Here is a 25963-nt window from a genome sequence, read left to right as displayed (position 1 = left end):
GGCTCCTAAGCGGAGGTCGGGTCGTTTGCCACATTGATTCGGATTTCAGTGTGACCTTGTTCACAAAATGGCACTTCCGTTCCGTGGCGATATCGGAGAGCATGCGCCCCTACGCAGGGCGCTGTATTACCGCGCCCGGTCCTTAAGGGGGATCCAAAGCGCACTTCGGTCGCATCGGCGACGTGACCCCCCATGCCTATCGTGCTCAGGGGTTGTCGATGAATCGGATCTATCGTCTTTGCTGGAATATTTCAACGAATCAGTGGGTTGCGGCCAGTGAGCTCGCTCGCGGCGCCCGCCCCGGAGCATCCCGCGTCGTGGATCGCTCGGGCGGTCCACGACTGGCGAAAACCCTGTTGGCAGCCGCGCTGGCGCTGGGTTCGTCGGGGCAGGTCCTTGCCGATCAGACCGGTGGCCAGATCGTCGCCGGCACCGGCAGCATCGTCCACAACGGCGCGACCACGACCATTTCCCAGGCCAGCCAGCACCTGTCCCTGAACTGGCAGAGCTTCGACATCGCGGCCAACGAGACGGTGAACTTCGTGCAGCCGGGCGCGAACTCGATTGCCGTGAATCGCATCCTCGGCAACTCCGCCAGCGAGATCTACGGCCATCTCAACGCGAACGGCCAGGTCTGGCTCATCAACCCGAACGGGGTGCTGTTCGGCAAGGGCGCGCAGGTCAACGTCGGCGGCCTGGTGGCATCCACGCTCGACACGGCCGATGCGTCGATGTCCTCGAACAAGCGCAGCTTCAGCGGCGACGGCAAAGGCAGCGTCGTCAATCTCGGCAGCATCAACGTGGCCCCGGGCGGCTATGTGGCGCTGCTCGGCAACCGCGTATCCAATCAGGGCACGATCTCGGCACGTATGGGCAGCGTGGCCATGGGCGCCGGTAGCGCCGTTACGCTGACCTTCGACGCGAACCAGCTCGTTTCCATCCAGGTCGACAAGAGCACGCTGGACAACCTCGCCGAGAATCGCCAGCTGATCCAGGCCGACGGCGGTCGCGTATTCATGACGGCGGGAGCGGCCGACTCGCTGCTGACCAGCACGGTCAACAACACGGGTGTGATCCGCGCACAGACAGTCGAGAACCGCGACGGCAGCATCACGCTGCTGGGCGGCATGACCGCGGGCACGACCAACGTCGGCGGTACGCTCGACGCAAGCGCTCCGACGGGCGGCAACGGCGGCGCCATCGAAACCTCGGCGGCCTACGTCAATATCGGAGGCGGCGCGAAGATTACCGCCGCCGCGCCGCACGGCAAGGCGGGTACATGGCTGATCGATCCTTACGATCTGACCATCGACGCGGCAGCGGCCAGTACCATTTCGACGACGCTCAACGGCGGCACCAACGTTACCGAAACGACGACCGCCAGCGGCGCCAGTGGCGCGGGCGTGCAGAACCCGACTGGTTCGGGCGACATCATCGTCAACTCGGCGATCAACTGGTCGAATGCGGCCGCGACACTGACGCTGGATGCCTTCAATGGCATCGCCGTCAATGCGGCGATCAATGGTGCGGGTGGTGTCGTGATGAACGCCGGGGCCGGGAATATCTCGCTGGCCGGTGGCGGCACGATCGCGGGCGGTACCGGCGTGTCGCTGACGGCGAAGGGCAATTTCATCAATAACGCCGGCGCGAATGCGCTGACTTCGGCTTCCGGGCGCTGGCTGGTGTATTCGACCAACCCCACGGCCAGCACGACCGGCGGCCTGGCGCCGAACTTCATTCAGTACAACGCAGCGGCGGGCGCCACGCCGGCTGCCTCCGGCAACGGCTTCCTCTACAGTGTCGCGCCGACCGTCACGGTGACCGGCCTGACCGGCAGCGTGCGCAAGACGTACGACGGCACCACGGTCGCGACGCTTGCCGGCGCCAATATCAACAGCACCGGCCTGATCAACTCGGACAAGATCGCCACCGCGACCGGCAGCTACGCCAGCGCCAACGCCGCGACGGGCATCGCCGTGACCGTGCCTTCGTCGGGTGCGAACCTGACTTTCACCAACGCCGGCGGTATTCCCGTCTATGGCTATCAGGTGGCCGGCCTGCCGCGATCGGCCAGCATCGGCATCATCGATCCGAAAGCGCTCACCGTTGCGATCGTCGGCAATCCGACGAAGACCTACGACGGTTCGACCACGGCGACGCTCAGTGCGTCGAACTATCTGTTGGTCGGGCTGGTGACGGGCGAGAACGTCACCTTCAGCCAGCCGAGTTCGGTTGCCTATGCCGCTGCCGATGCGGGCGCGGAAAGCGTGAGCGCGGCGTTCCTGCCGTCGAACTTCGTCGCGGGCAACGGCACGCGACTGGCGAACTACACGCTACCTTCGCAAGCCACCGGCATGGGCACGATCAACAAGGCTCAGGTGCAGCTCACCGGTCTGCTCGGCACCGACAAGGTGTACGACGGAAGCACGGCCGACGCACTCGATAAGAGCAAGGTGAACATTTATGGCGTGATCGCGCCGGACGCGAGCAATGTGACGCTCGATACCAGCGGTGGTGCCGGTACGTTCGCCGATGCGAATGTCGGCACAGGCAAGTCCGTGACGGCGAGTGGCTTCGTACTCACCGGTAGTCAGGCTCACAACTACGACCTGATCATGCCGATCGACCTGACCGGATCGATCACACCGAAGGCGCTCACGATCGCCAACGTCAGCGCGCTGAACAAGGTTTACGACGCGAAGACGCTGGCATCGCTGGTTTTTGGCGGCGCGTCGCTCAATGGCCTGGTCGCCGCCGACCAGGGCAATATCGCGCTCGACACGTCGGGTGCCGCAGGGAACTTCGCTACCACGCATGCGGGCAACGGCATCGGCGTCACCGCGACGGGCTTCTCGCTCGTCGGCGCGGGTACGGGCAATTACACGCTGACCCAGCCGGCCGGACTCACCGCGAACATCACGCCGGCGGCGCTCGCGATCACGATCACGGGCAATCCGTCGCGCACGTACAACGGCACGAACAACGCCAACATCGCCAACGGCGATGTCACGATTACTGGCTTCCAGGGCAGCGACGGCGGCACGGTCACGCAGAGTGCCGGCGCCACCTACGACGGCAAGGACGCGGGTTCGCACACGATCACCGCACTGCTCGAAGCGTCCGTCTTCAGCCTGACTGGAGCGACGCAGCTTTCCGATTACAGCTTCCCGTTGTCGGTCACGGGCCTCGGCACCATCACGCCGATTACCTTGACGTATGCGTTGATCGGTAATCCGACCAGGAATTACGACGGTACGACGGTCGCGAATCTTACGAACGCGAACTTCCAGCTCAATGGCTTCCTTGCTGGCGAAGGCGCCACCGTCACCAAGACGACCGGCGCATATGCGAATCAGAATGCGGGCCAGTGGCTCGTGACCGCGAACCTCGGTGCGGGCGATTTCAACCCGACGGGCGGAACAGTTCTTGGCAACTACGTCTTCCCCACGGTGATGACTGGCATGGGCACGATCGTGCCCGCACCGCTCGCCGCTAAGGAGATTTACGCTGAACTCCTTGGCATCACCCGCGCTTATGACGGTACGACGGTTGCCAATCTCACTGCGAGCAACTTCAACCTGATCGGCTTCGTAAATGGCGATGGCGCGACCGTGACGAAAACGACGGGCACGTTCGCCGACAAGAACGTCGGTAAGCAGGCGGTATCGGCATCGCTTGCCCCATCGGACTTCGTTGCAACCGGCAGCACCATCCTCAGTAACTACACGTTACCTACGGCAGCGTACGGCACCGGCGAAATCACGCCCGCGCTACTCACGGCATCGATCATCGGCAATCCGACCAAGGTGTACGACGGTAGCCGCTATATATCGCTCGTGCCGGGCAATTTCTCGCTGCAGGGATTCGCGAGCGGCGAAGGTGCCGATATCCAGCCGCCGTCCTCGAGCCTGTTCGACGATAAGAATGCAGGCAACGGTAAGGGCATCACTGCCACGATGGCTGCGTCCTCGTATATCGCGCATTCGGGAACGCTGCTTTCCAACTACACACTTGCCACGGACGCGACTGGCACCGGCACGATCAACAAGGCTCCGCTTAGCATCGTCGGCGTCTCCGCGCAGAACAAAGTCTACGACACGACCAATGCCGCGACGCTTAGCGGCACGGGTTCTCTTGTCGGTCTGGTCGCGGCGGACGAATCGAAAGTGACGCTGATAAGCGGCACGACGGGGACGTTCTCGCAGGTCAACGTGGGCAACGGCCTTTCCGTTGCGGCGAACGGCTTTTCGATTTCCGGCTCGGAAGTCGGGAATTACGTGCTGGCGCCGATCACGGGTTTGACGGCCAATATCACGCAAGCTCAGCTACATATTGGCAACGTAACCGCAAACGACAAGGACTACGACTCGACCAACGCCATCACCCTCACGACGGGTGGCGCCACGTTGACCGGCCTGCTGGGTTCCGATGCGGCTGTGGTGTCCCTCGATGCGACCAATGCACAGGGTACGACGCGCTCGCCGAATGCAGCCGATGGTCTCGCCGTCACGACGACCGGTTTCTCGCTGACCGGTACTGGCGCGGGCAACTACGCGATCAACCAGGCCGCCGGTCTGACCGCCAATATCCGCAAGAAGCAGCTCACGGCGACCATCATCGGCGATCCGACCAAGCCGTACGATGGTTCGAACTCCGTGACGCTGACCGATGCCAACTACCAGCTCGGCGGCTTCGTCGGTTCCCAGAGCGCGAAAGTGCCGCAGTCCGCGACCGCCAGCTACAAGACCGTCGACGCCGGAAGCAATATCGGCCTCGAGTCGACGCTGGTGGTTTCCGACTTCGTTGCCGGCAGCGGTACGAATCTGTCGAACTACCTGCTTCCCACGACGGCATCGGGTACGGGCGGAACGATCACGCAGGCGATCCTCAACCTGCAGGGCACGCGCGTTTACGATGCGACGACGAATGCCGCCGCCGCGCTGTTCCTTGATGGGAGCAATCGCATCGCCGGCGTGAACGGCGAATACCTCACACTTTCCGGCACCGGTACCTTGACGACGAAGAACGTGGGTTCCCAGCGTTCGTTCGTCGACACCAACGGCCTGGCCCTTGGCAATGGCACCGGCAACGCAACGAACTACACGCTGGTTGGCGGTATCGACTGGGTCACGATCACGCCGGCGACGCTGACGGTCACCGGGACGCTCGCGGACAACAAGACATACGACGGCAATACCGGCGCGACGATTCATGGCTCCGTCCTGCAAGGCGGGTTCGCCGGCGACGATCTCACCCTGGGCGGTACGACGACGGGTACGTTCGATACGAAGAACGCCGGCACGAACAAGTCGGTGGCGACAAATTTGTCGGTCACTGGCGTGGACACCGGCAACTATATTCTCGAGCAGCCGACGGACGTGAAGGCGAACATCGATGCCAAAACGATCGCGGTAAATGCCACGGGTATAAACAAGGTCTACGATACGACGACCGCGGCCACCGTCACGCTCGGCAGCGGCGGTGTCGTCGGCGGGGACCAGGTGACCTTCGCGGGCACGTCGCGCTTCGATACGAAGGACGTGGGCAACGGCAAGGCCGTCAGCGTCTCGGGGATTACCTCGGCTGGCGCGGATGCCGGCAACTACGTCCTGTCTTCCAACGCGGCGGCAACGACGGCGAGCATCACGCCGTACCTGCTCGACCTGCTGGGAACACGCGTATACGACACGACGACGAACGCGGACGCCGCGCTCTTTACGGTGCACGGCGCCGGGTCCGAGACCGGCAGTATTTCCGGCATCGGTACGCTCGCGGACAAGAACGTCGGCAACAACAAGGCGGCGGCCGTGGGTTCGCTCGTGCTGGGCGACAACGGTGCCTTCCTTGCCAGCAACTACCAGATCAGGTCGGTGAAGGTCACCGTTACACAGGCCGAGCTTTACATCATCAACACCGTTGCCGCGAACAAGACGTATGACGGCAACACGATCGCGACGCTTTCCAATGCGTTGCTGACCGGTGTGCTTGCCGGAGACGCGGTCGGTCTCGGCAACTTCGCCACTGGCACGTTCGACAGCAAGAATGTCGGTACGGGCAAGTCGGTGTCGACGAACATGACGGTGTCCGGCAGCGATTCGACCAACTATCACCTGAATCAGCCGGCGAACGTCAAAGCCGATATCTTCGCCCGCGGCATCACGGTCGTGGCGGATGGTGTGAACCGCGTGTACGACGCCACTACTGCATCGGGTGCCACACTGAAAAGCCTGGACGTGGTGACTACCGACAATGTCGTCTTCACCAATACGTCGAACCTGTTCGATACGAAGGACGTCGGTAACGGCAAGCTCGTCACGGTCAGTGGTATTGGCATGACCGGCGCCGACGCGAATAACTACACGCTGCTGAATAACCAGACGACGACCTCCGCGAATATCACGCCGTACCTGATCAACCTGCACGGCGAGCGCGACTACGACGGCTCGAACGTCGGGGCCGGTTCGCTGTTCGGTACGATCAACGGCGTCGCGGGCGAAACGCTCACGGTCAGCGGCTCGGGTCTGCTGGCCAACAAGAACGTCGGCACGCAGAAGCCGGTGACGTCGCTGGATTCCCTCCAGCTCGTCGGCGACGGAGCCACGCTCGGTGGCAACTACACACTGGTCGGTGGAATTCACTGGGTCACGGTCGATCCGCTGCATGTGACGGTCGTCGCCGCCGCGAATGACAAGGTCTACGACGGCAGCACAGGTGCAACGAGCGCCCTGTCGTCGGGTGGCATCCTGGCAGGCGATACCGTTTCGTTCGCCGGTTCTTCCGCCTTCGGCGACAAGAATGTCGACAATGGAAAGACGGTGACGGTCACCGGCATCGCGGCTAGTGGAGCCGACGCCGGCAACTATCTGTACAACGTGACGACGACGACCACGGCGAACATTACGCCGCTCGCCATCACCGGCGCGATCCTGGCGAACGACAAGGTCTACGACGCGCTGACCGGCGCCGTCACGCACGGCACGCTGACCGGCCAGATCGCTGGCGACGTGCTGAACTTCGACACCACGGGTGCCTTCGGCGACAAGAACGTCGCCTTGGGCAAGACCGTCAACGTCGCCGGCAGCCTGAGCGGCATCGATGCCCGCAACTACACCCTGACGACGAACGCCACAACCACGGCGGCCATCACGCCGCTGGCGATCAATGTCACGGCGACGGCACCGAACAAGGTCTATGACGGCACGACGGGTAGCACGGCGACGCTCGGAAGCGCCGGCGTGATCGCCGGCGACACGGTGAACTTCGCGCAGGGCACCGCCGATTTCGATACGAAGAACGTCGGCACGAACAAGACGGTGACGGTCACCGGCATCGCCGGATCGGGTACGGATGCCGGGAACTACACCTGGAATACATCGACCACGACCCACGCCGACATCACACCGCTTGCCATCATCGGCAGCATCGTCGCCGCCAACAAGGTGTACGACACGACGATCGGTGCGATCACCTCCGGCACACTGGCTGGTGTCATTGCGGGCGACCAGCTGAGTTTCGCCACGTCCGGCAACTTCAGCGACAAGAATGTGGCCAACGGCAAGACGGTCAACGTTTCGGGTAGCGTAAGCGGCGCGGATGCGGGCAACTACGTGCTGACCACCAACGCGACGGCGGCGGCGGATATCACACCGCTGGCGATCCTCGTTACCGCGATCGGTACCGACAAGGTGTACGACGCGAATACGCACGATGTCGCGACGGTCGCCGGTCACGGTGTGCTTGCGGGCGACACGGTTGCCTTCGCCGGCGGTCCGGCCAACTTCTCGGACAAGAATGTCGGCAACGGCAAGACGGTCACGGTTACCGGTATCACGGCCAGCGGCACCGACGCAGGCAACTACAGCTACAACGGCACGGCGCTGACCACCGCGAACATCACGCCACTCGCCATCTCCGGCGCCATCACTGCGGCGGACAAAACCTATGACGGCACGACGTCGACGGGAATCGCGGGGACGCTCACCGGTGTGCTGGCAGGCGACAATATCGGCTTCGCCACCACTGGCGCGTTCGCGGACAAGAACGCCGGCACCGGCAAGACGGTCAACGTCGCCGGCGCGCTGAACGGAACGGATGCGAACAACTACACGCTCACCACCAACGCGACCACGCTGGCCGACATCAACCGGCTCGTGCTGAACCTGGCCGGCACGCGCGTCTACGACGCGACGGCTATCGGCGGTGCCGCGATGTTCGGAAGCTCGGGTGTGATCGCCGGCATCGCCGGCGAGGCGCTGACACTGTCGGGGCAGGGCGTGCTGGCGAGCAAGAACGTAGCCACCGGCAAGCCGCTGGCAGGCCTGGGTTCGCTGGCACTCAACGACAACGGCGGTGCGCTGGCCAGCAACTACACGTTGATCGGCGGCACGCATATCGCGACGGTCACGCCGCTTGCGGTGAACGGCGCGATCGTCGCCGGCAACAAGGTATACGACGGCAACACGTCGGCCAGCACCAGCGGTTCGCTCAACGGCGTACTCGGCGGCGACGACCTCAGTCTGGCCACCTCGGGCAGGTTCGGGGACAAGAACGCAGGCAACGGCAAGACGGTGAACGTCGCCGGGACACTCGGTGGGGGCGACGCGGGTAACTATGTGCTGATCGTCAATCCGACCACCACGGCGGACATCACGCGCCGCCAGGTGACGGTCAATGCGACGGGCGTCGACAAGTTCTTCGACGGCAATGCCAGAGACCCGGCCAAACTGGCCAGCACGGGCGTGCTCGGCGGCGACGTGGTGAGCTTCGGCGCGAACAGCGCGTTGTTCGCGAATGCGACGGTGGGCAACGGCAAGGCGGTCAGCGTGTCGGGGATCTACGCCACCGGTGCCGATGCCGCGAACTATGCGTTCAACGATACCGCGGCCACCACGGCGAGCATCCTGCCGCTGGCCAGCCAGGGCGAGTCGGCTAACGCGTTGACGCAGATCGATTCCGTTCTGGGACCCAGCTCGATCGAAACGCCGTTCGGCGCCGCCGCGCAGAACACGATCGGTCAGTACACGGGCAACCATAAGAAGACCCGTCAGTCGATCGAGGAAAATCTCGGTCGCAAGGACTTCTATTCGGGCCTGTCCCTGCGAGTGGTCAATGGCGGCGTCAGCCCGGCGACGGATGCGATCCAGTGACCGGAATCAGCCAGGCCCACCGTTTTCAAGAATCCTCTTCCAACCTTGTGACGACCATGAAGTCCTCTGTATTCCCTTTGCGCAGAACCCTCGGTGCCTGCATCTTCGCCGCGCTTGGCATGGGAGCCGTGCAGGCCCAGGTGCGTCCGCCGCAGGCAGGTCAGCTTTTGCAGGAAGTGCCGCCGCCACGCACGCCACCGCAGGCCAACGATCCCAGCCTGGATATGCACCGTCCCGAGAAGGGGCCGCGTGGCGATAGCGCACCGTTCCAGGTCAATCGCATCGATATCACCGGCGCGACCTCGCTGCCTGTCGACGAGCTGCACGCACTGGTGGCTTCAGGCGAGGGGAAGCAGCTCACGCTGGCGCAGTTGTACGAGCTGGCGGATCGCATCACCGAGGCTTATCGCGAGAAGGGCTATCCGCTCGCCAGCGCTTATGTTCCCGCGCAGAAGCTCAATGGCGGTGTGGTTCGCATCGCCGTGCTCGAAGCGCGTTATGGCGCGGTGACACTGAACAACCACAGTGCGACGTCGGACCGTCCGCTTCGTGCGACGCTCGCGTCGCTGGCCAGCGGGACGCCGGTAACGCAGGGCGACCTCGATCGCAGTCTGCTGCTGCTCGGAGACATTCCCGGCGTGGTTACGACGTCGGTCATACGTCCCGGTAGCGAACCGGGTACGTCCGACCTGGTCGTCGACGCGGCCGATCGTCCGCGCTATACCGGCGTGGTCTCGCTGGACGACTATGGCAATCGGTATACCGGCCGTACGCGTCTGAGCGGCACGCTGAACGTCAACAGCCTGCTCCATCAGGGCGATATGCTTATCGCCAACGCGCTCACGTCGGGCGCGAACATGAAGTATGGCCAGCTCGGTTATCGATTCCTGGTCAACGGCGAAGGCACGGTGATAGGCGCCTCGGCATCGGCGCTGGATTACAGGCTTTCGGGCGACCTTCGCGCACTGCGCGGGCACGGCACGGCCCAGGTCGACAGCCTGTTCATTTCGCACCCTTTCATCCGCAGCACGCGCGGCAACCTCTACGGCCAGCTCGAATTCGATCATCGTCGTCTGAACGACGATATCGATGTCGTCGGCATCCAGACGCACCGCCATACCAATAGCTGGACTGGCGTACTTGCCGGCGATACCCGCGACACGCATGGCGTGACCAACTTCAATCTGTCGGCGACGTACGGCCAGCTCGGCTTCAACGACGATTTCGCGGAGTTTGTCGATGCGATCAGCACGCGAACGAAGGGTCACTACCTGAAGTGGTCGTTGTCGATTGCGCGTCTTCAGCAGCTGTCGACCAACAATGCCTTGTACGTCGGCTTCCAGGGGCAATGGGCGAATCGCAATCTCGATACCGCCGAGCAGTTCTATCTGGGCGGTGCGAACAATGTACGCGGCTACGACACGGGCGCCATCGCCGGCACCCAGGGTCAGATGCTGAACATCGAATTCCGTCACACGCTGGCCGTATCGCTGCCCGGCATCTGGACGGCGACGGCATTTGCCGATGGCGGACGCGTGACGATCTACAAAAATACGTTCGCGCCGGGGATCAATAGTGCCCATGTGCAGGACGTCGGTGTCGGTCTTCGCTGGGCGGGCGACGATCAGTGGGCCATCAGCGCGGATGTATCGCATCCAGTTGGCGCACGTCCGGCATTGATCGGCTCGACGAAGTCGGCGAGGGCGTGGGTGCAGGTGCAGAAGGGTTTCTGAGGAACCTCAACTCGCGGCCGACCTACGCGAGCGGGCGACCGCCGCCGCTGTCGGCCGCATGCGTATTCGCGGTCTTATCTCCGTTCATTCCAACGGAGGTGCCTATGTTCCGATTCATGTTGTTCGCGCTGCTTTTCACCGTGTCGTCCGTCGCGCTTGCCGGGCAGTCGCGCTATGTCGACGCCATCAACTATCCCAGCGACGAAGCGTCGTGGGACCGCTTCTACGATCTGGCCGACCGGCTCGATAAGTCCTTCGACTTTATCTGTGGAGACACGTTCTGCGAAGGAGACTACGGCAACCTCCGGTCGATGAATTTCACCTGCTCGGTGGACAGGCTCAGCGGGACCATGGGTGAGTGTCTGTGGACGTTCGCAGGCGGTTATGAAAATGTCGATGGGAAATCGGGTGAGGTTGTTTCGTATGCCCGGATATTCAGTTGCCGCGCTCCGCTGGCTCCCCATACGCCGGTCGAGGCTTTCTATGCCGCGCTGGAAGGCCGCAATCCCATCGATGAGACGCTTCCCGGTACGCAAACCACGATCTACGAAGGTCTGACGGACTGCCTCTGAGACAGGTAGCGGCGTCATCCTCTTGGTGACGCTGTCGAGCCATCGCCCCGCCCCGGCCGGGCGATGGCTCGACACTGGCACGGTTGGCCGTTAGCGTTGCGGCATGAGTATTGTCATGACCGTCCTGGTGCTGCTGCTGGTCGTCGCCCTTTCAGGCGCCGTGCTGCGCATTCTGCCGTTCAAATTGCCGTTGCCACTGGTCCAGATCGCACTGGGCGCGATTCTGGCCATGCCCTTGTTCGGCATGCATGTGCAATTTGATCCCGATCTGTTCTTCCTGCTTTTCATTCCGCCGCTGCTGTTCGCCGATGGCTGGCGCATTCCCAAGCGGGAACTGTTCCTGCTGCGCGGTCCGATTCTCGCCCTGGCAATCGGACTGGTGTTCTTCACGATCCTGGGCATCGGTTACTTCGTCCACTGGATGATTCCTTCGGTGCCGCTGGCCGTGGCATTCGCGCTGGCGGCGGTGCTTTCGCCGACGGATGCCGTCGCGGTCACGTCGATTACGGGCGGCACGCCGGTACCGTCGCGTCTGCTGCATATCATCCAGGGAGAGGCGTTGCTCAATGACGCATCGGGCCTCGTCGCCCTGCAGTTCGCCATCGTGGCCGCAGTTACCGGACATTTCTCCTTGATGGACGCCTCGATCGAGTTCGTCGTCAAGGCGCTTGGCGGTATCGTCGCCGGTGCCGTGGTCAGCTGGCTGTTCGGCCAGATACGCCGCCGGATGATTCGCTGGACTGGCGAGGTCGACCCTTCGAGTCAGGTCGCCTTGTTGCTCCTGCTGCCTTTCGCGGCCTACCTGCTGGCGGAGCACTTCGATGTATCCGGCATCCTGGCCGCCGTGGCGGCGGGTATCACGATGAATTACACCGATGTGCTCAAGGGCGGGCATGTCGCGACACGCATGCAGAGCGGCAGTGTCTGGTCGATGGTGGAATTCACCTTCAACGGCATGATCTTCCTTCTGCTGGGATTGCAGCTGCCGGGCGTTCTGGGCAATGCGAAGGTAGATCTGGCGCAGGCGGGCGGAGGCCATCTCTGGTATCTGGCCGGCTACATCCTGGCGATCACGCTGGCGTTGGTACTCCTGCGTTTTATCTGGGTATGGGTGTCGTTGCGCTTCGTGCTTCTGCGTGCGCTCGTACGAAACGAAGTCCGTCCGCGCCCCGGCGTCCGGCTGATCTGGACCACGGCGCTCGCGGGCGTTCGTGGGGCGATCACGCTCGCCGGTGTGCTGTCCCTGCCGCTGATGATTCGCGAGGGCGTACCGTTTCCCACGCGAGACCTGATGATCTTCCTCGCCTCCGGCGTCATCCTGTGCACGCTTATCTTCGGCGCCATCGGCCTGCCGTTGCTGGTCAAGGGCCTGAAGCTTCCCGGCGAGGATCCGCGCGTACGCGAGGAGCGCGAAGCGCGCGCCTTCACGGCGCAGGCGGCGCTTCACGGTATCGAGAACGAACAGCGGCGCATAGAAAGAGAAGCCGACGAGAACGGCATCGCCCTGGCATCGCGAGTAGCCGCACGCGTGATGTCCGACTACCAGCAGCGTCTGGAAGCGGCGGGCGAGGAGGGCGACGTTCCCCAAAAGGCACGCGCCGAAGCCGGGACCGAACGCGCGATGCGACTGGCTGCGCTACGCGCGGAACGCACCGAGCTTTACAGGCTACGCAGCACGCACCACATCAACGACGAAACCATGGGCACCTTGCTACGCGAGATCGATCTGGCGGAAGCAGCCCTGACAGGCCTGCACGCCGGTTGAGCCTTGCGCCGGCTTCTGCAGGAGATGTTTCGCGTTTCATCAGGCATCTGTCGGATCGTATGACAAAGAAAGGTTCTTTACGCCTTTTCGAGGGGCGGCTCGGCTTCGCCATCGCTTTCGCGCTGGGACGTTTCGGGGAGAGCCGTCGGCCACCACCCTCGACGCTCCGGCTTCACCGTCGCTCGGGAAAGGAGAGCCGCTGCGCGGCTTGTGTCTGATGGCTGCGCCCCGTCGCGCCCGCGCTGCGGGCGGGGGTTTTTGATTCGGCATCCTTGCCTCAGCAAAAACGGCGGACCGTCCAGGTCCGCCCCCTGCGGGCCTTGTCCGCCCGCCGCGCTCGGTTGCGCAAGTCGCGTCGAGGGTGGTGGCCGACGGCTCTGCCGAACGCTGCGGTCACGTAGGGGAAAGCGTCGCGTCGACGCATGGATAGGTGACCGCATACCGGTCCAGTCCCATCACGTGCTCGGCTCGCGCTCTGCCCACAGCAAACCGCAGTCGACGGTGCCGTGGCCGGGTTGGCCCTTGGGGCCGCCTTAGCCGAGGGCCGCGATGACTAGTGACGGAGCGAAAGCGGGACTACGGCCCGCTCCCGCAGGGACGGCGCCGAAGGCCCCAAGGGCCAACCCGGCCACGGCTTCCCCGAGGCACGAGCGCGAGCCGACGAAGCCGCTGCCAACACGAGCCGCCCAGCGACTGTCCTTACCCAGAGAGCGGCTAGGCGCGCAAGATCGTCCCCGTAGTACGGAAAGAATGCAAAAAAAGCCGCCGGGGTGGCCGGCGGCAATCTGGGGAGGGCTGCCGGGTAGCGCGCCGCGGGAATCGGCGCGTACCCAATCTTGTTGTTGTTTCAGAGGGTGAAGTCGTATTCGGCCGAGACCTGGACGTAACGCGGCTGCTGGAAGCTTGTTGGCGTCAGGTAGGTGCTGCCGGACAGCGATACGCCGTTGGCGTCTTCGCCCACTTCATTGACCGAAAGCGCTTTCTGCTTGTTGAACACGTTGAATACATTTGCCGATAGCGTCAGTCCCTTGGCCCATTCGGGCTTGTACGCGGCGTTCAGATCGATGTTCCAGTAGTTCGGCGTGCGGCCAACCGAGCCGCGATCCACGACGACACCGTTGCAGTACAGATAGGCACCCGAGCCGTAACCACCGACGACCTGTGAGTCGATCGGATTCAGGCCATAGCAGTTTTCGGGACGACCCGTCTGGAAGATGGCGTTCGCGCCGACCATCCATTCCGGGTTGATCTGCCACGCGCCGTAGACCTTGACAGTGTGCTCGCGATCGTTCGGCAGATACCCGTTCGAGCCGGCCATGATCTCCGGGTAATCGAACAGCTCGGTGGTTCCGGTATCGGCTTGGCCGTTGCTGGAATCCACGCCGCCTTCGGCGTTGCCACGGGTATGCGACCACACGTACGACGCCTTCAAGTACCAGACATTGTCGAAGTTGCGCTCGGCGGTCAGCTGGAGTGCTTCGTAGGAGCGCTTGTACTTCGGCTCGCCGACCTGGTCGGCGGTCAGGTGCACCGAGTACAGCTTGCCCGTCGCATCGAGCGGCGTGTTCAACGTGACGCCGCTACCCGGGTTGAAGATATAGCAGCCGGGCACGTTCGACGCCTCCGGCGTGAGGCTGGTGGTATCCAGATTCAGGCCGTAGGTGCTGTTGGCATAGGCGGCGATCGGGCGGAAATCGCATGCATCGTCGACGCCGGTCAGGATGAAGCGGTAGATGCCCTTGACGCCAAGCGTCCAGTCGCCGACCTGCTGCTGTGCACCGAGGATGAACTCACGCTGCTTGAATGGCTTCAGATTTTGCGTTGCCACTGCACCGGGGTCCGGAACGGTGCCCGACTCGCCGTTCGCATAAACGGTACCGGTGCGCGAGGGGAACGCAGCGGCATAGGCGGCGGGCAGGGCACCGAGACCCGTCGGAGCGCCGGTGAGCGGATCGACGCCCGTATAGCTGAAGTACTTGATCTGATAGAGCGATGCCGAAGCGCCGCGCAGCGCGACGTTGGCATCGAGCGGAAGCGAGTAATCGCCTGCGCTGCCATAGATCTTCAGCGTCGAATCGCCGTGTACATCCCACGAGAAGCCCAGACGCGGTTGCCAGCTGTGCACCTGCTTGACGTAGGTGGCACCTTCGCTGTTCGTATTCTCGAAGCCGTCGTTGCGCACGCCGATGCGGGCGGTGAAGTTGTCCGTGATGTGCCAGTTGTCCTGCAGATAGTAGGACTTCTGCGTGACGCCGATCTTCGCGCCGGTGGCGAATACGGTTTGCCGGACGATGCTGTCGGACGGATCGAGGCCGGGGTCGTGGCCGAGGAGCGATGCCGGAATCGATGAGTAGGTATAGAGCGCGCCGCCTTCGTACGAGGTACCGGTCTGCGAGGTGAAATGGTCGCGTGCCCAACCGGCTTTCAGGTCGTGATCGCCAAGCTTGTACTCGAAGTCGATGCGGCCGGCACCACGGCGATCCTCGCCGTTCGGCGTGTTCAGGCTACCGGCGAAATCGCAGTGGTTGTAGCCCTGCGCACCGTTCTGCACGGGCGTGCGATTGTCGGTGATGCTGGGGCAGCCGGGCGAATTGGCGGCGTCGAAGATATTGCCGTCATACGTTTCGACGATGCCATTGGCCGCCGTCGCCGTGTTCACGCGCTTGTTGACGCTTTTGCCGTACTGGGCCGAGATGGTGAAGTCGTCCGTGATGTAGCTGGTGTACTTCAGGATGTTCGTCTGGCCGCCCGTCTTGTTGTAGACGTTGCCGAGGTAGTCGGTCCGGTAGGGCTGGCCGTTGTCCGAATAACCGTAGCCGTAGATGCTCTGGTTCGTCTTGCTGGTGTCGCTGAAGCCCGTGTACTCAAGGATATTGCTGTCGGAGATGTTCCAGTCGAGCTTCACCAGGTAGCGCGGATCCGAGATCGACGTGCGGTTGTAGTTGCCGCCACCCGTGGTGTCGCCGTAGTGCTCGTCGTTCGTACGGGTGCCGCCGACCAACGCGAACATGAACAGCTTGTCCTTGATCAGCGGGCCGCCGATCCACGCGTTGTAGCGCGTTCCGAAATCGTTCGCATTGCCCGAATTGTTATTGCCGATCAGGTAGTTCTTGTTGCTGCTCGATGTGCGAAGCAGCGATCCGTTTTTCAGGTAGATGTCCGGCTGGCTGGCCTGAAGCTGGTACGGATTCCAGGTGACGTCGACGCCGCCCTTCCACTCGTTGGTACCGCGCTTGGTATTGACCGAAATCACGCCGCCGGTGGAGTTGCCGTACTCGGCACCGTAGCCGCCGTCCTGGATTTCTTCCTGATCGATGGCTTCGAACGGAACCTGCGAATACGTCAGGCTCTGGAAGAAGTTGGTGACGTTGAATCCATTGACGTAGTAGCTGTTCTCGGCCACCGATGCGCCGCTGAACGAGGCCAGGTTGCCGAATGCGCTATCGCCCTTGGTTGCGCCGGGCGCGAGAAGCGCTACGGCCGTCTGGTTGCGTGCGAGCGGGAGCTGCTTGATCTGTTCGGACGTCAGTACTGTATTGGTCTGGCTGGACGTGATGTCGATCGGGGGCAGGGCGTTCGCCGTAACCGATACGGTACTCAGGTCTTCCGTCCCGCCCGCGGCAGCGGCGGGTGCGGCAAGATTGAGGTTGAATCCCTGGCCCGCGACGACTTCGACCGTACGCGTGGTCGTCTGACCTTTCTCCGTTGCGCTGATGCGGTAGTCGCCTGGTTGCAGCGAAGAAACCGAGAACTTTCCGTCGTTGCCGACGGTCACATTGCGGGTAAGGCCGCTGCCTGTATTGACGATCGTGACCTGGGCACCGGCGTCCGCCGTGCCATATACCGAGCCTACGGTGCTCTGCGCCATCGCACCCGTTGCAACCAATCCCAGCGCGGTCGCCACTGCCAACGCAAGCGAGCGCCGGCGAGCGTTCCCCATCGAACTACGCGAATACATGTTTGATCTCCCCGGCCGAAGCCAACGTTTTCTGGTTTCGAGCAACATCCTCCGCGCTGCTCGTCGATCGACGTCGTTTAACAAAACTAAAACGTTCGACCGGTGCGGACGCTACGCGGAAGGTTCCAGGCGCTCAATGCGCGTTTCGCTGAACGCAAGGTCTTGCCAGGGGAAAGCTGGTACGACTCGTGCATAAGATGAAATTCAGTTCATCGTAATAACTCGTATGGATGGCTAAACGGCGCCATTCGTACCAGCAAGAAATTTTCGTTCGCATTGGTTGACACGTCTTCCGTGAAACATGTTTCATCGAACTGACGCGAGATCGAAACTTCTGACGCGTGGAAAAAGGCAAAAAAACGGCCGCTACCCTTGCGGGAGCGGCCGAATCTGGGGAGTTGCTCAGGGCGCGCGGCTAAAACTAAAGCCGTTGCCCGCCGGTCTTGTTATGCCGTCATAGTCACAGAGTGAAGTCGTAGCGGGCGCCCAGGCGCACGTAACGCGGGTCCTGGAACGAACGGGCGCGCATGTAGTTCGGGCTGGGCAGGCCCTGCGAGGTCTCGCCCGTTTCGAAGTACTGCGTCACACGCTGTTTGCCGAGCAGGTTGAACACGTCGATCGTCAGGGCCAGTTTGTGATCGAGGTAGGCCGGCTTCCAAGCGGCGCTTACGTCGAGGTTGTAGGTCCAGGGGGTGCGGCCACGCGAACCGCGCGGGGCGGGATTGCCATTGCACCAGAAGTAGTTGGCGCCGTAACCGTACGGGTCGCCACCGGCCGACAGCGGACGGATGCCGAGGCAGCTGATGGGTACGCCCGAGGCGATACGCGTCACCGTCGAGAACTGCCACTCGTCCGTCGGCGCATAGCTGCCGAAGACGCGCAGCTGGTGCTTCTGGTCGTTCGGCAGCGGACCGTTGGTGTTCTCCATGATGGCCGGGAAGTCCCAGCTTTCCGTGGTCGATACGTCGGCCTGCACGATGTTGGAGTCGAGCTGGCCTTCGGAGTTGCCGTAGCTACGCGAGAACGTGTAATCGATCTTGCCGTACCACTTGTCGCTGAACTGGTGTTCGGCGTACAGATCGAGCATGTAGTAGCGGCGCTTGGGCGTCGGCTCGCCGATGTCCTTCGCGGTCAGAGGAACGCTGATGTACTGACCGTCCGCCGGCGAGAGCGTGAAGGTATTGGCGCGTCCCGGATTGAACAGCCAGCAACCCGTGCTGCGGTTGATACCGGCCGCCACTTCGGCGGACAGGCCATTCCGGTCGCCCCAGGCCTGCAGCGGTGCCGGGTCGCAGGTGTCGTCGATCAGGCTGCGAAGTTTGCGGTACATCGCTTTCGCACCGACCACCCAGTTATCCGGCAACTGCTTGTCGAAGCCGAGGATGTACTCGTCCTGATAGTACGAGTGGAGCTGCTGGGCGGAGACGGTCTTCGCGTCGGGCGGCGTGCCGTTCGCGCCGTTCAGGTAGTACGTACCCGAATACGGTGCGCCTGTGCTCAGGCCCTGCGGTATGCCGGTTGCCGGATCGATGCTCGTGAATGAGTAGTAGTTGGACGGATAGGTCGACGGACCGGCGCCGCGGACGGCCACGCTGGTCGGCAGGCCGAGATGGTAACGGCCTGCATTCGCATAGATCTTCAGCGAGCTGTCGCCGTAGACGTCCCACGACACGCCAAGGCGTGGATCGAGCTGATGACGGGCCTTGGCGTAGACCTCGCCGACGCCGTTGTAGTTGGTGAACTGTTCGTTGCGCAGGCCGATGTAGCCATGCCACCGGTCGGTGATCTGCCAGTTGTCTTCGATGAATTCGGAGCGCTGGTTGGTGCGGGCGGACGTGCCGGTGGTCAGCGCCGTCGATTCCACGTAATAACCGTTCGGGAAGTTGGCCGGGTTGTAGCTTGCGGGATCGAGGCCGAGATTGATCAGGCGCTGCTTGATCGATGAGCCGTTGCCCACGTCGTTATAGATGTATGCCGTGCCGCCGACGGGGATCGCACCCCATTTCGCGCGAAGGACGTAGTTATCCATACCGGCGCGCAGGTCGTGGTCGCCCAGGCGGTACTCGAGGTTGATGTTCCAGCCGCGGCTGCTGTCGCTGGAGCCGGGAAGCAGGGTGGTCGTGCCGCCCACCGTGCAACCCGTCTGGCGATTGCTGCTGAACTCGACGCGCGAGTCCGTGATGCTGGGGCAAGGCGTGCCGGAAGCGCCGTTCACCGTCTGCTGGTGATCGGCATCCGAGCGGCCATACATCGCATTGATCGTGAAGTCGTCGGTGATGTAGCCGGTGTAGTGGGCGATGTACGTGGTACCGCCCGGTGTGGCGTTGGTCTGGGTCAGGTTGTAGTTCTTCGTGTACTGCGTGCCCAGGAATTTGCCGCGGCCGGTGGTGTAGTTGTATCCATAGATCGTCGAGTCGGTCTGTTCGTTGTCGCCGAAGCCCGTGAACTCGAGGATATGGTTATCGGTGATGTTCCAGTCGATCTTGCCCAACCACCGTTTCGTCTTCGCGGTCTGCTGCTCGTCGTCGCTTACGGCACGCGAGCCGGTGAAGTCGCCGGTCTGCTTGTACCAGTCGGCTGCTATGAAGAAGAACAGCTTGTCCTTGATCAGCGGGCCGCCGAATGAGCCGGAGTACTGCAGGGTTTCGTTGTTGCGCAGAGCGAATGCGTTACCTTTCTGGTACAGCGTACCGTTCGTCAGGTATACGTTGCGCGGCTGCTGGGCAAGCGTCGAGGGTGCCCACAGCACCTGAATGTCGCCCTTGAAGTCATTGGTGCCGCGCTTGCTGACGACGTTGATCACGCCGCCGGTCGACCGGCCGTATTCCGCGCCGTAACCGCCGATCAGTACCTGTTCCTGATCGATCGCGTCATACGGAAGCTGGCGGGAGCTGACGCCGGTGAGCGGGTTCGTCGCCTGGAATCCGTTGATGTAGTACGAGTTCTCGGATGCGGACGAGCCGCCGAACGACAGCGCGTTGCCGTAACCGCGAGCGGCCTGGGTGGTACCCGGTGCGAGCAGCGCGATGGAGCTGATCGATGTGCGCGCGATCGGCAGTTTCTGCAGCTGGTCGGCGTTGAGCACGGTGCGCGAGTCGACGGAGCTGACGTCGATGCTGGGAAGCGTGGTGCCGCTTACTTCGACGGTGCCGAGTGTCGTGGCACCCGACCCGGCAGTACCGGCGGAGAAGGAAACATCGGTACCCTGGCTGATGGACGTCTGCACGCCGTTGTGCGATTCGAGGGTCGTGCCATTGCGGATCAGCGTGACGTTATAGGTGCCGATGGGTAGCGACGCGGCGCGGTAACGGCCGCTCGAGTCGGTCGTGATATCGCGCTTGAAACCGGTGCCTGCATTTTCGATGTGAACCGTGTCGCCGGGCGCGGCCGAACCGTAGATCACACCGGTGGAGTTGCTCTGTGCCAGGGCAGTGCCGGAACCGGCGATGCAACAGGCGATAGCTACCGCGAGCGCGAGGCGACGCGGAGCTGGTCGGGTAAGACGAGTTGCGACTTGCATAAAAACGCCTCCTCAGAAAAAACGAAACGAACGCAATCGTGGCTACCGCCCGAAATGCGGCAAAAACGAGTCCCTACCCAATGCTTCAGGCATCGGGTGGCGCGGATTTCCGGGTCGCGCGGTCAGCGCGAATGGTTATCCGGTGGGGTTATTCGAAGCTGGATCGACCAGGCCGACGACGCGTAAGTACGGTCGTGGCGGCGCGCGAAATGGACCGCGCGACAAAGAGGTAAGAAGGTGGCGTAAGCATGCATTTTCTCCCCAAAGAAAACGCCGTCCCTGGACTTTTAAGCTGCTGCGCCGATTGAAGTCCCGGCGAAACGAGCGCGCCTGGCAGTGCCGAACGTAAAGAGAACGTAATCCTCACGTAACGATGCAGGCAATAGGAATTAATCCTACGCATGAAATTACGATGTCGAAGGATTTTGTATATAACCGATTAGGTCGATTAAGAAGCGATTATTCGAATGAATAAAGACAGTTTAATAAATCGACTTTTTTTCGGTGAATCATGTCGATTTGATCACACTGCGCCATTACCGCTCCGATGCGTAATGAATTAAGAAAGGACGAAGAAAGGTTTCAGTGCTGAGACTGATTTGGAAACAGGGGAGTAGGGCGTTCCGACCGATGGTTCTGCAATTTCTTGCGACGCATCGACGATTAATAAAACGTACTTCGATCAATCCGTCGCTCGCCGCTCCTGACATTCGGGACGCCAGCAGTACCGGAGCTGCCGGCATTGTCCGGCGGCAATCTGTGTGGTTTTAACTACAGGACTATTCATGAAGATCGAGGGATCCCACAAGAACGGTATTAAGGGAAATCGCAAGAAATTGCTTTCCCTGGCGGTTGCACTGGCTATGACCTCTTTATCCGCGCATGCCGCGGATAGCTGGGTAAGTACGAATACGCGGGCGGCGTTGCTTAGTGCGCCAACACCCGCGAGCAGCGTTACTACCGCCAGTAGTCTGTCGGTTCCCACCTCGGGCACCGGTTATGCGTTGAACGTCACCGGTACGCCGCGTATCGATGGCGCGGTGGTCACGGCACTGGAAGTCGATCATCCGCTGCACGTGGTGGTCAGTCTCAAGCTCCGGAACCAGGATCAGTTGCAGTCGTTGCTCGGACAGATCAGTACGCCGGGGAGCGCGCAGTTCGGCAAATTTCTGACGCCGGCACAGTTCAAAGCTGCCTACGCGCCAACGGATGCGCAGGTGCAGGCGGTTGTCGCACACCTGACCCAGTCCGGGTTCACCAACATCGAAGTGGCGCCGAACCATCTGCTCATCTCCGCCGACGGTACGGCAGGCACGGCCGTCAATGGCTTCAACACGTCGATGAAACAGTTCAGCGTCAACGGTCGTCAGTTCTTCGCCAACGATGCGCCGGCGATGGTGCCTGCCGCACTCGGCGACACGGTCGGTGCGGTACTGGGTCTTCAGAACGTGTCGGTCAAGCACACGCTCCATCACGTCTATAAGCCGGAAAACGTCACGGTTCCCGGTCCTGCCAGCAGCACGCTGGCGGCAGCCTCGGTCACGTCGCACAGTCCGAAGGACTTCGCCACGATCTACGACGCAGGCTCGGTTCCCGCTGCAACCAATACCGCGGTGGGCATCATTACCTGGGGTTCGATCACGCAGACGGTGACCGATCTGAATACGTTTACCTCGAATGCCGGCATGTCCACGGTGAACTCGCTCATCAAGAAGGTCGGTAGCGGTACGTTCGCCAACGATCCGAATTCAAACGGCGAGTGGTCGCTGGACAGCCAGGACATCGTCGGTATTTCGGGCGGCGTCAAACAGCTGATCTTCTACACGTCGCCCAACGGCGATTCGAATTCGAGCGGGATCACCGACGCCGGCATCACGGCGACCTATAACCAGGCCGTCGTCGACAACATCGCCAAGGTCATCAACGTGTCGCTCGGCGAAGACGAAACGGCGGCGGAGCAATCGGGTACGCAGTCGGCCGACGATACGATCTTCCAGCAGGCGGTCGCGCAGGGTCAGACGTTCTCGATCGCTTCGGGCGATGCAGGCGTTTACCAGTGGTCTACCGATCCGGTGTCGGGTTCGCCAGGCTATGTGACCAACTCCGCCGGTACGGTGCAAATCGATCTCACCCATTACTCGGTCAGCGAGCCGGCGAGTTCGCCGTACGTGATCCAGGTGGGCGGCACCACGCTATCGACCAGCGGCACGACATGGTCCGGCGAGACGGTGTGGAACGAAGGCCTGTCGGCGATCGCTCCGAGTCAGGGCGACAACAATCAGCGCCTCTGGGCGACGGGCGGCGGTGCCAGCCTCTACGAGACCGCTCCGTCCTGGCAGACCGCCGCACTGGGCAGCAGCGTGACCAAGCGTGTCGGTCCCGATCTGTCGTTCGATGCGGCCTCTTCGTCGGGTGCCAACATCATCGTCAACGGTTCGACGGAACAGGTCGGCGGTACCAGTCTGGCCTCACCGCTGTTCGTCGGCGCGTTCGCCCGTATCGAATCGGCGGCCAACAATGCCATCGGTTTTCCGGCGTCGAATTTCTACCAGGCGTTTCCGACGCAGACCTCGCTGTTGCACGACGTGACATCGGGCAACAACGGCTATCAGAACCATGGCTACACCGCGACGACGGGCTTCGATCAGGCGACCGGCTTCGGCAGCTTCGATATCTCCAAGCTCAACACGTACGCCCAGGCCAACTGGGTAAGCGGCGGTGGCACCAATGTACCGCCGGTAGCGAATTTCAGCGTGGTAACGAGCGGACTGACGGCTACGTTCACCGACAGTTCCACGGATAGCGACGGCAGCATTGCATCGCATGCGTGGACCTTCGGCGACGGCGGCACGTCGACCGCGGCCAGCCCGAGCCACACGTATGCGGCGGCTGGAACCTATACCGCGACGGAAACGGTGACGGATAACGGCGGGGCGACCAATGCGAAGTCGTCGTCGGTGACGGTCACCGGCGCGGGTGGCGGCAACGTGTTGCAGAACGGCGTTGCCGTGACGGGACTCTCGGGTGCGAAGAATGCGCAGCTGAAATACACCGTCGTTGTCCCGTCCGGAGCGACGAACTTCAAGGTGGCGATCTCCGGCGGTAGCGGCGATGCCGACCTGTATCTGAAGTTCGGCTCGGCACCGACCACGTCCAGCTACAGCTGCCGTCCGTATATCACCGGCAACAACGAGAGCTGCTCGGTCGCTTCCCCGCAGACGGGCACGTACTACATCATGCTCAACGGGTATGCGGCGTTCTCGGGTGTCACGCTGAAGGCCACCTGGAACTGATCGCGTAAAAAAAACGCCCCTCGGTAACGAGGGGCGTTTCCGTGTCGGCGAGCGCGGATCAGTACCGCGGAACGGTCGGATCGATCTTTACCGACCAGGCATCCATACCGCCTTCCACGTTGTAAAGCTGCGTGAAACCGTGAGCGGCGAAACGCTCGGCGGCGGCGCGGCTGGACACGCCGTGATGGCAGATAAACGCGATGGCGGTGTCTTTCGGAAGCGTAGCGAGGGCTTCGTAGCCTTCCTCTTCCAGAATGCGCGCCTGCGGCAACGGAGCCGCCATGGCACGGGCATGCGACGGACGCACGTCGACCAGGACGATGTCGTTGGCGTCCAGGCGTGTCTTGAGTTCTTCGACGCTCAGCGAATGGATATCGACGGCGCCCGGAAACTTCAGGCTGAGACCTTCGCCCTGCACCGTCGAGACCCAGTCGATGACGACGCCCTTGGCGCGTGCCGCGCTGCCCGGATCGAAATGTACTTCGATGTCGTTGGCGACAACGACGATGTCGTGATCGCCGGCCGCCGCCAGCTGGAAGCCGGCGCTGTGGTCAGGACCGATTTCCAGGTGCAGCGACATACCCTGCGCACTGGCCATGCCACTGCGAATGGCGTCGGCGGCCTTGTCGGTGATGGTGATTTCCGGCGGCGTGCGATCCGGCGGCGTGGCGCCGAACAGCGTGTGCAGTTCGCCGCTGGTGTACAGCTGACGGATGATGTCCGAGCCGCCGACCAGTTCGCCCTTCACGTAAAGCTGCGGAATCGTCGGCCACTGGCCGTATTCCTTGATGCCTTCGCGGATTTCCGGATCGGCCAGGACGTCGACCGTGTGATACGTCGGCAGCAATTCGTTGAGCGTGTTCGTGGCGGCGGCGGAGAAGCCGCACATCGGCTGCGCGCGCGAACCCTTCATGAACAGCACGACCTCATGGTCGTTCAGCAGGGTTTCGATGCGTTCGCGGGTGGGAGTGTCGAGGGCCATGGGGTCACCGCGGGAAAGAGAGGGGGCCATTCTACCGGCATGGGCCGGACATGGTTCCCCGGAGGCTCATTTTCAACGGTTATTCACGCCGCGCGGGCTGTTCCCGTCTCCAGACCCGAGAGATCGGTCCGGCAATCCGCCAGTGGCGCGAACGCCAGGGCCCCGGCCAGGGAGGGCAGGACCATTTCGCGGCTGGCCCGTCCCAGCGGGGTTGCCTGGCCAGTCCAGTGCAGCAGTTCCATGGCCCCGGTAGCGTCTTCGACCAGCGCCGTGCAGTGTTCTACCCAGTCGCCGTCGTTGAGATAGACGATGCCGTCGATCGTGCGGACATGCCCGAAATGGATGTGCCCGCAGATGTGCCCGTCGAATCCCCGTTCGCGCGCATCCCGGGCAACGCGTTCCTCGTAGCCGTGGATATAGTCCAGCGCCTTGCCGATATGCGATTTGATGATGATCGACAGTGGCAGGTAGGGCAGGTCCATGCGGCGCCGCACGGCGTGTACGCGGCGGTTCGCCCAGCAGATCGCGCGGTGCAGTGCGTCGCCCAGATAAAGCATCCAGGTGCGGCCGACGTGCTCGGGATCGAATTCGTCGCCGTGGCTGACCCGGTAGCGGCGGCCGTCGGCACCTTCGTGCACGGCGTCCAGTTCGACGCGGATGCCCGCCAGCATCTGGCCGGCCATGCCGCGCATGGGGGCGTCGTGGTTGCCGGGGATATAGATGACTTCCACCCCGTGGGCGGCCATGTCGAGGATATGCCCGACCACGGCGCTGTGTTCGCGCTGCCAGCCGCGACGCCGCGCCATGGCTTCCATGTCCACGATATCGCCGACGAGGTAGAGCTTCTCGCAGTCGAGGTGTTTGAGGAAATCGAGGAGAAAGTCCGCCTTGCAGTCCGGCGTACCGAGATGCACGTCCGAGATGAATGCGGTGCGGCAGGTGAGCTTGGCCATGAGCGTGGCTCCGGGAGGGGGAGGTCCCGGGCGCTTATGGT

At 62.6% G+C, this 25963-nt stretch carries 9 protein-coding genes; 5 read left to right on the top strand and 4 right to left on the bottom strand.

Annotated elements, in window-relative coordinates:
- Positions 1-218 precede the first annotated feature (218 nt).
- The 4 genes from EC912_RS15810 to EC912_RS15795 all read left to right on the top strand — a co-directional run bounded on the left by EC912_RS15810 (position 219) and on the right by EC912_RS15795 (position 13216).
- Positions 219-9146, top strand: a complete 8928-nt coding sequence (locus tag EC912_RS15810; protein ID WP_132145833.1) for a YDG domain-containing protein — start codon at positions 219-221, stop codon at positions 9144-9146.
- A 56-nt stretch (positions 9147-9202) separates the two neighbouring features.
- The gene (locus EC912_RS15805; RefSeq protein ID WP_243649316.1) at positions 9203-10879 is read left to right on the top strand and encodes a ShlB/FhaC/HecB family hemolysin secretion/activation protein; all 1677 of its coding nucleotides are present in this window, start codon (positions 9203-9205) and stop codon (positions 10877-10879) included.
- A 104-nt stretch (positions 10880-10983) separates the two neighbouring features.
- Positions 10984-11451 (top strand): hypothetical protein, encoded by a 468-nt coding sequence (locus EC912_RS15800; RefSeq protein ID WP_243649315.1) that lies wholly within the window; start codon positions 10984-10986, stop codon positions 11449-11451.
- Positions 11452-11554: 103 nt separating this feature from the next.
- Complete coding sequence (locus EC912_RS15795; RefSeq protein WP_132145831.1) at positions 11555-13216, top strand: Na+/H+ antiporter; 1662 nt, start codon at positions 11555-11557, stop codon at positions 13214-13216.
- A gap of 847 nt (positions 13217-14063) precedes the next feature.
- Here EC912_RS15795 and EC912_RS15790 read toward each other — a convergent pair.
- Together EC912_RS15790 and EC912_RS15785 are read right to left on the bottom strand one after the other, a co-directional pair.
- The gene (locus EC912_RS15790; protein ID WP_165973635.1) at positions 14064-17174 is read right to left on the bottom strand and encodes a TonB-dependent receptor; all 3111 of its coding nucleotides are present in this window, start codon (positions 17172-17174) and stop codon (positions 14064-14066) included.
- A gap of 460 nt (positions 17175-17634) precedes the next feature.
- The gene (locus EC912_RS15785; RefSeq protein WP_132145827.1) at positions 17635-20694 is read right to left on the bottom strand and encodes a TonB-dependent receptor; all 3060 of its coding nucleotides are present in this window, start codon (positions 20692-20694) and stop codon (positions 17635-17637) included.
- A 785-nt stretch (positions 20695-21479) separates the two neighbouring features.
- On the opposite strand from EC912_RS15785, the gene EC912_RS15780 reads away from it, so the two are divergent.
- Positions 21480-23987 carry a protease pro-enzyme activation domain-containing protein gene (locus EC912_RS15780; RefSeq protein ID WP_132145825.1) on the top strand — a complete coding sequence of 836 codons (2508 nt, stop codon included), beginning with the start codon at positions 21480-21482 and terminating at the stop codon, positions 23985-23987.
- Between the two features lie 58 nt (positions 23988-24045).
- On the opposite strand, the gene grxD is transcribed toward EC912_RS15780, so the two are convergent.
- Together grxD and EC912_RS15770 are read right to left on the bottom strand one after the other, a co-directional pair.
- Positions 24046-24969 (bottom strand): Grx4 family monothiol glutaredoxin, encoded by a 924-nt coding sequence (grxD, locus tag EC912_RS15775; RefSeq protein ID WP_132145823.1) that lies wholly within the window; start codon positions 24967-24969, stop codon positions 24046-24048.
- Positions 24970-25052: 83 nt separating this feature from the next.
- Positions 25053-25922, bottom strand: a complete 870-nt coding sequence (locus tag EC912_RS15770) for a UDP-2,3-diacylglucosamine diphosphatase (protein WP_132145821.1) — start codon at positions 25920-25922, stop codon at positions 25053-25055.
- Positions 25923-25963: the final 41 nt, after the last annotated feature.

Origin of the sequence: Luteibacter rhizovicinus (assembly GCF_004342265.1) — a bacterium.
Taxonomy (GTDB): Bacteria; Pseudomonadota; Gammaproteobacteria; order Xanthomonadales; family Rhodanobacteraceae; genus Luteibacter; species Luteibacter rhizovicinus_B.
The sequence above is the reverse complement of the archived record's forward strand: the minus strand, read 5'-3'. Positions and strand labels throughout refer to the sequence as shown.

Coding starts and splice junctions, on each gene's coding strand:
- EC912_RS15810 (WP_132145833.1), top strand. CDS start 219: ATGAATCGGATCTATCGTCTTTGCTGGAATATTTCAACGAATCAGTGG.
- EC912_RS15805 (WP_243649316.1), top strand. CDS start 9,203: ATGAAGTCCTCTGTATTCCCTTTGCGCAGAACCCTCGGTGCCTGCATC.
- EC912_RS15800 (WP_243649315.1), top strand. CDS start 10,984: ATGTTCCGATTCATGTTGTTCGCGCTGCTTTTCACCGTGTCGTCCGTC.
- EC912_RS15795 (WP_132145831.1), top strand. CDS start 11,555: ATGAGTATTGTCATGACCGTCCTGGTGCTGCTGCTGGTCGTCGCCCTT.
- EC912_RS15790 (WP_165973635.1), bottom strand. CDS start 17,174: ATGTATTCGCGTAGTTCGATGGGGAACGCTCGCCGGCGCTCGCTTGCG.
- EC912_RS15785 (WP_132145827.1), bottom strand. CDS start 20,694: ATGCAAGTCGCAACTCGTCTTACCCGACCAGCTCCGCGTCGCCTCGCG.
- EC912_RS15780 (WP_132145825.1), top strand. CDS start 21,480: ATGAAGATCGAGGGATCCCACAAGAACGGTATTAAGGGAAATCGCAAG.
- grxD (WP_132145823.1), bottom strand. CDS start 24,969: ATGGCCCTCGACACTCCCACCCGCGAACGCATCGAAACCCTGCTGAAC.
- EC912_RS15770 (WP_132145821.1), bottom strand. CDS start 25,922: ATGGCCAAGCTCACCTGCCGCACCGCATTCATCTCGGACGTGCATCTC.